Annotated in this window: 5 protein-coding genes, 1 tRNA gene and 1 pseudogene; 3 read left to right on the forward strand and 4 right to left on the reverse strand. The window is 72.5% G+C overall.

Annotation, left to right across the window (positions count from 1 at the left end; genetic code table 11):
* Positions 1-106: 106 nt before the first annotated feature.
* On the reverse strand, positions 107-1555 hold the full coding sequence (glmU, locus tag AB0D85_RS17935; RefSeq protein WP_362320834.1) for a bifunctional UDP-N-acetylglucosamine diphosphorylase/glucosamine-1-phosphate N-acetyltransferase GlmU: 1449 nt from the start codon (positions 1553-1555) through the stop codon (positions 107-109).
* 125 nt (positions 1556-1680) lie between these two features.
* A tRNA-Gln gene (locus AB0D85_RS17940) sits at positions 1681-1752 on the reverse strand.
* 196 nt (positions 1753-1948) lie between these two features.
* Here AB0D85_RS17940 and AB0D85_RS17945 point away from each other — a divergent pair.
* Positions 1949-3310, forward strand: coding sequence for a histidine kinase (locus tag AB0D85_RS17945; protein WP_362320837.1), 1362 nt, complete (start codon positions 1949-1951; stop codon positions 3308-3310).
* 25 nt (positions 3311-3335) lie between these two features.
* Here AB0D85_RS17945 and AB0D85_RS17950 read toward each other — a convergent pair whose 3' ends face one another.
* Positions 3336-3872 carry an SUKH-3 domain-containing protein gene (locus tag AB0D85_RS17950; RefSeq protein ID WP_362320840.1) on the reverse strand — a complete coding sequence of 179 codons (537 nt, stop codon included), beginning with the start codon at positions 3870-3872 and terminating at the stop codon, positions 3336-3338.
* Positions 3873-3967: 95 nt separating this feature from the next.
* Positions 3968-4504, reverse strand: coding sequence for a YwqJ-related putative deaminase (locus tag AB0D85_RS17955; protein WP_362320843.1), 537 nt, complete (start codon positions 4502-4504; stop codon positions 3968-3970).
* Positions 4505-4801: 297 nt separating this feature from the next.
* Between AB0D85_RS17955 and AB0D85_RS17960 the strand changes: the two genes are divergently transcribed.
* Positions 4802-5803, forward strand: coding sequence for an SMI1/KNR4 family protein (locus AB0D85_RS17960; protein WP_362320846.1), 1002 nt, complete (start codon positions 4802-4804; stop codon positions 5801-5803).
* 8 nt (positions 5804-5811) lie between these two features.
* Positions 5812-6881, forward strand: a pseudogene (locus AB0D85_RS17965) (hypothetical protein); the annotation flags it as partial.

Consider the following 6881-nt stretch of genomic DNA (forward strand, 5'->3'; position numbering starts at 1 on the left):
CCGGGTGGCCGACGACCTCCGCGCTGGGCGCGAGAGGCCGAATCAGCTGGTTAGGTGCGGGTGTGCACTTATCACGGTACGACGTCTTCGGCGCACCTGTTTCCGGTCAGTCTTCGCTCGCGCCCTGCCGGGCGGCCGCCTCGGCGGCCTTCGCGGCCGCGCTCCCCGGCCGCTTCCGGGCCACCCAGCCCTCGATATTCCGCTGCTGGCCACGGGCCACGGCCAGCGAACCGGGCGGTACATCCTTCGTGATCACGGACCCGGCGGCGGTGTACGCACCGTCCCCGACCGTGACGGGAGCCACAAACATGTTGTCCGAGCCGGTCTTGCAGTGCGACCCGACGGTCGTGTGGTGCTTGTTCTCCCCGTCGTAGTTCACGAACACGCTCGCCGCGCCGATGTTCGTGTGGTCGCCGATCGTCGCGTCGCCCACGTAGGAGAGATGCGGAACCTTCGTCCCCTCCCCGATCGAGGCGTTCTTCGTCTCCACGTACGTGCCGATCTTGCCCTTCGCCCCGAGCCGGGTCCCCGGCCGCAGATAGGCATACGGTCCCACGGTCGCGCCCGGACCGATATGAGCGGAATCGGACACCGTGTTGTCCACCCGCGCCCCGGCGTCGACCCGGGTGTCCTTCAGCCGGCTGTTCGGCCCGACCTCGGCGCCCTGCCCCAGATGCGTGGATCCCTGCAGCTGCGTCCCCGGGTTGACGACGGCGTCCTGGTCGAACGTGACCGTCACGTCGACCCAGGTCGTCGCCGGGTCCACCACCGTCACGCCGGCGAGCATCGCCCGCTCCAGCAGCCGGTCGTTGAGGATCCGCCGCGCCTCGGCGAGCTGTACCCGGTTGTTGATCCCGGCGATCTCCCGGTGGTCGCCGGCCACCGACGCGCCCACGCGGTGCCCGGCCTCCCGCAGGATCCCGAGCACGTCGGTCAGGTACTCCTCGCCCTGGCTGTTGTCCGTCCGCACCTTGCCCAGCGCGTCCGCGAGCAGCTGTCCGTCGAACGCGAACACACCCGAGTTGATCTCCCGGATCGCCCGCTGCGCGTCACTGGCGTCCTTGTGCTCGACGATGGCCGTCACGGCCCCGGTGGCGTCGTCGCGCACGATACGGCCGTACCCGGTCGCGTCCGGGACCTCGGCGGTCAGCACGGTCACGGCGTTGCCGTCGGAGTGGTGCGTCCCGGCGAGCCGCTCCAGCGTCTCCCCGGTCAGCAGCGGGGTGTCGCCGCAGACGACCACGACGGTCCCGTCGACCACTCCGCCCAGCTCCTCCAGGGCCATCCGTACGGCGTGCCCGGTGCCGTTCTGCTGCTCCTGCACGGCGGTTCGGACGGTGGCGTCGACCTCGCCGAGATGCGCGGCCACCTGCTCGCGCGCGTGCCCGACGACGACGACCAGGTTCTCGGGGTCCAACTCGCGGGAGGCGGCGAGCACATGGCCGACCAGGGAACGGCCACAGATCTCATGCAGGACCTTGGGTGTGGCCGACTTCATACGGGTGCCCTCACCCGCTGCGAGAACGACGACGGCTGCCGGGCGAATGGCGCTCACGGAGTTGCCCTTCGGCTTTTTGGATGGGTGGGGGTGACATCCGCAGGATACCGGGGCGTTTCATGGGTGACATGAGAGTGGGCCCTGACGGAGCTGTCGCTGGTCAGGGCCCGAAGTGAGGAGGGCTCCCCCGCCAGGACTCGAACCCGGACAAATGGCACCAAAAGCCACGGTGCTGCCAATTACACCACGGGGGAATGTTCTCGACAGAACCGGACATTTAGTCAGGTTGCCGAGTGGCGAGTCCTACTATGCCGCACCGAGTGCCCTTGATGCGACGGTACAGATCTGCGCCATCGGCGGGTTTCGGTGCTGTTCGGTTACCGCGTGTGGTGTAGGCCAGTAGACGAAACTCACCGGAAAAGCCCACCCTCGCGCCCGTAGGCTGGACGCATGACCACGACGGGGGCAGACCACGCGACGGCCTTCACCGGGCCGTGGTGGTGGTCGCGGTGGCGTAGTGCGGTTCTGGACGGGGCGCTCGCCCTGGTGTCGGCGCTGGAGTGCGGCGCGGAGGGTGTTCCGTTCGCCAGGGACGCGGGGATCCCGGCGTCGGCGGGGATCGTGTTCGGTGTGCTGGCCGGTTCCGTGCTGTTGCTGCGCCGGAAGTGGCCGATCGCCGTCGTACTGGTGTCGATCGCGATCACGCCGGCCCAGATGGGCTTCCTTATGGGGATCGTCGGCCTGTACACGCTGGCCGCGGCGGAGCTGCCGCGGCGGATCATCGTGGCGCTGTCGGGCATGACGTTCCTGGGAACGCTGATCGTGACGTTCGTACGGGTGCGGCAGAGCATGGCGCGGGGGGACCTGACGCTGGGGGACTGGTTCGTTCCGTTCGCGGCGCTGGCGACCTCGCTGGGACTGACCGCTCCTCCGGTGCTGCTCGGGCTGTACGCGGGTGCCCGGCGCCGGCTGATGGAGAGCCTGCGGGAGCGGGCGGACAGCCTGGAGCGGGAGCTGCAGCTGCTCGCGGAGCGGGCGGAGGAGCGCGCGGAGTGGGCGCGGGGCGAGGAACGGACGCGGATCGCGCGGGAGATGCACGACGTGGTCGCGCACCGGGTGTCGTTGATGGTGGTGCATGCGGCGGCGTTGCAGGCGGTGGCGCGCAAGGATCCCGAGAAGGCGGTGAAGAACGCGGCGCTGGTGGGGGACATGGGGCGGCAGGCGTTGACGGAGTTGCGGGAGATGCTGGGGGTGCTGCGCTCGGGCGACGGGACCCGGCGGCCGACCGCGTCGCCCGCTTCCGCGTCCCCGGGTGCTTCGGCGTCCTCGGGGTCTTCGGTGCCGTCCGCTTCCGTGCCGTTGGCCGCGGTGGGGGTCGCGGCCGCGGTGGCGGCTTCGCGGGTGGCCGAGGAGGAGGGGCCCTGGCTGTCGGAGCTGGAGGAGCTGATCGGGCAGTCCGCGGCCGCCGGCATGGCGGTGGACCTGTCCGTGGAGGGGGACGCGCGGTCGTACGCGGCGGCCGTCGAGCAGACGGCGTACCGGGTGGTGCAGGAGGCGCTGACCAACGTCCACAAGCATGCGGCCGGCGCGAAGACGCATGTACGGCTCGCGCACCGGGTGGCGGAGATCGCGATGCAGGTGGAGAACGAGCCGCCGCCGGAGCCGGCGTCGGCCGCGTCGGCGCGGCTGCCGTCGGGCGGGAACGGCCTGCTGGGGATGCGGGAGCGGGTGCTGGGGCTGGGCGGGGTGTTCGTGTCGGGGCCGACGGACGCCGGGGGTTTCCGGGTGTCGGCGGTGATCCCGGCGGCCTGAGCGCCTGTCCGGTTGTGTGCGGCGGCTACGTGTGGGTGGTCAGGCGCTGGGGTTCGACGCCCGCGATGAGCGAGACGAGGGCGTGGTCGATGTCGGGGCCGACGTACCAGTCGCCGGTGTGGTCGAGGGTGTAGACGCGGCCCTCGGCGTCGATGGCGAGCAGGGAGTGGGTGTCGGTCTCGGCCCCGAGGGGGCAGATCTCGGTGTCGAGGGCGCGGCCGAGGTCGCCGAGGGTGCGGGCGAGGTGGAGGCCGTGGAGGGGGTCGAGGTGCAGGGTGGCGGGGGCGACCTGGCGGCCGGCGCCGACGGGGGTGATGTGCAGGCCGCCGAATTCCGCCCAGGCTTCCACGGCGGCGGGAAAGACGGCGTGCCGGTGTCCGGCGGGTGAGGTGTGCTCACGGAGGGCGTCGGCCCAGAACTCGGCCTGTTTTATGTCCCAGCGTCCGGGCTGCCAGCCGGCGGCGCGCAGGGCGGTGTCGACGGGCGCGGAGAAGCGCGTGGAGGCTCCCGCGGGCCCGAGCGGTGCGGTGGGCCCGGGGACGGAGGTGCGGTCGGGGTGCATCTGCCCTTCGTTCGTGTGTGGTGCGGGTGCGTTCCGCAGGTGGGTGCTGCAGGCGCGTGCTGCGGGTGCGTGGCGTGGGGACGTGGCGGTGGGCGTCAGTTGCCTGTGGCCGGGTCGACGACGCGGACGCCGAAGTGGGCGGTGAGGGCGGTGCAGGCCCGGCAGGGGGCGGCGAAGCTGCCATGCAGGGGGTCGCCGTCCTCGCGTATGCGGCGGGCGGTGAGCTTGGCCTGTTTGAGGGCCCTGCGGGCTTCGCCGTTGGTCATGGGTTTGCGGCTGGCGCGTTTGCTGCGGTCGGCGTCGGCGGCGCTGATGTGCCGTGAGATGAGGATCGCCTCCGCGCAGCGGCCGGTGAAGCGGTCGCGCTGTCCGCTGGGGAGGGTGTCGAGGAACTCCTGGACCAGCGGGTGCAGCGGGGGCGGCTGGTCGCCGCGGGCGGCGGTGCCGGTGAGGGTGGCGCCGCGGACGGAGAGGGCGGCGGCGACGGTCGGCAGGATGCCGTCGCGGCGGTACTGGAGAGTGGGCACGGAAGGTATTTCGGCGCTGCTCCAGCCGACGCGGGGGTCGCCGCCGGCGGCGCCCTGAGCGGCGCCTGACATGGCGGTGTGCGGTCCCGTCTGCGTGGCGTTCATGATCGTCTTCCCCTCCCGGGCATCCCCCGAAAGTCACAGACTGCCAAATCCCGTGGCTGGTGCGGTAGCTGGGGCGGTGCGACACGCCCGGGTTTGGGCGGGCAGTCACGGCGGGGTGACGGCTGGTCACGGAAGCGGAGGCCCGGTGACCGGGGTTCGTGTACCGCATAGGCTGTCGACACCGCGATGGGTGCGGTCGACGCGTCTGGGACGTGGGAGAGACAGCCGGATACGGGCCGTGGCGCGCTGATGGGGTGCGGTTTCGGTTCGTACAGAGTGCCGCAGGGGGCAACCGTCATGACGACAGGTCGGCTCGGGCAGGCCGCGCCGCCGAACGCGGCCTACGCCGGGCAGGTCGTGCATTTCCCGGATCCGGTCCGGGCGGCACGTCACCCGAGAGGGGTACGTGTCGACGAGCGTGGCTACCCCGACTTCTCGCCCTACGCGCGTGCGGCGGCCGAGATCGCCGATCCGCCGGAGGGGTTCGGCGTCGACGAGTTGCGGCTGACCGACTACGTGTCCGCGAACGCGGTGCTGTCGGCCTCGGGCCACGAGCTGTGGGACACGGTGCCGGCGGTGGCGACCCCGCACGGCTGGACCTGGCACCACGCGGTGGGCTCGCGGCGGCTGGAGCTGGTGCCGGTCGAGGTGAAGGCGTTGCTGCGGCATCACGGCGGGGTGTCGACGACCCGGGTCGACCAGGGCAAGCGCGGTACCCGCCCGCTGCAGGAGACGCGTCCGGCGCACTTCGGGCTGCCGAAGTCGGGTGTGGCGGTGTCGGAGCAGCAGGTGCAGGGGGTCGAGGAGGACCTGGGGTACCGGCTGCCGGGTGCGTACCGCTCCTTCCTGAAGGCGGCGGGCGGCTGCGCGCCGGTGGGCACGGCCCTGGCCGCCGAGCTCGGACTGCTGCTGGACCAGCCGTTCTTCACGGTCCGCGACGAGGCGGCGGTCAACGACCTCGTGTACGTCAACAAGTGCCTGCGCGACCATCTGACCAAGGACTACCTGGGCGTCAGCTTCGTGCAGGGCGGTCTGCTGGCGGTGAAGGTGAAGGGCGACCGGCTGGGTTCGGTGTGGTTCTGCGCGTACGACGACGTGCGCGACGTGGATCCGTCGTGGCCCCCGGCCGAGCGCGTGGAGCGGCTGCTGCTGCCGTGCGGTGAGGACTTCGACGTGTTCCTGTCGCGGCTGGCGGGCTCCCCGCCGGAGTTGGAGACGGTGGCGAACCTGATGGTGGACGGCGGCTTCGCCCGTGTCGTTCCGGTGTCTTCTGCCGGCTCTGCCGGCTCGGGGGAGTGAGCTTCGCCATGGTGACGTTCGCGCAGGCGCAGGAGCGCGCCGAGGAGTGGATCAACGGCGACATGCCGGCGTACCAGCACCGTGAGGTGCGGGTACGGGAGTTCGGCCTCGGGTTCGTGGTGTGGGGCGAGGACCGTGCGGAGGGCCCGCGTTCGGACGCGGGCGGCCAGCGGCTGGTCATCGCACGCGACAGCGGCGAGGCCACGCTGTGGCCGGCGCTGCCGGTGGGCGAGGTGATCCGCCGGTACGAGGAGGAGTACGGCCGCGAGGCGGAGATCGCCGACGCGGTGCCGGTGCCGGCGGCGGCCCGGGTGGACCTGAACCAGACGTCGTTCCTGTTGAGCCCGCCCGAGTGGCTCCAGGAGGCGGCGGACAAGCTGGGCATTCCGGATCGCCGGTCGGGGGGTGACGGGACGTCGGCCGGTGGCGGGACCGCCGGGGCCGGTGCGGGTTCCGGTCCGGGGGCTGGTGCCGGCGGGCTCGCGGAGACGCAGGCCGGGGTGCCGGCGGCTTCCGGTGCGGCGGGGGGCGGTGGTGCTTCTTGGCCGGCGGCCGGTGCGGGCGCAGGTGGTACTGGAGCGAGTGCGGGCGCGGGGGCGGCTGTTGGGGCGCAGGGGGCGTCGAGTGCGCCGGGTGTGCCCAACGTGCCTGTCGGCGCGACCCCTTGGGCCGGCACCGACACGAACGCCGATGCCGGTGAGGACCGTTCCGTCCCGTTGCCCGCGACGGTGTTCGCGCCCCCGCTGAGCGACGCCGACGACGGTGCCCTGGGGGACGCCGACACGGCGCTCATGGCGGGGGGCAGCCAACTGCCGCGCACGAAGGAGGCCCCGGCACTCGGCGAGACGGGTACACCGGGCGCGCGGAGCGCCGCGTCCAGGGCACCCGGGGCGCCTGGAGCCGCGGGTGCGCCGGTGGCACCGGGTATGCCGGGAGCGCACGGTGCGGCTGCCACGCATGGCGCGCCGCAGGGCAACACGCCTCCGCCGCCTCCGCCGGGTGCGTCGTCGTACGGCTATCCGCAGGGGTCGGCCGGTCCCGCCGTACCGCCGTCGGGTGCGCCCGGCTATCCGCAGGC

It is taken from the genome of Streptomyces sp. NPDC048277 (assembly GCF_040652235.1).
Classification (GTDB): domain Bacteria; phylum Actinomycetota; class Actinomycetes; order Streptomycetales; family Streptomycetaceae; genus Streptomyces.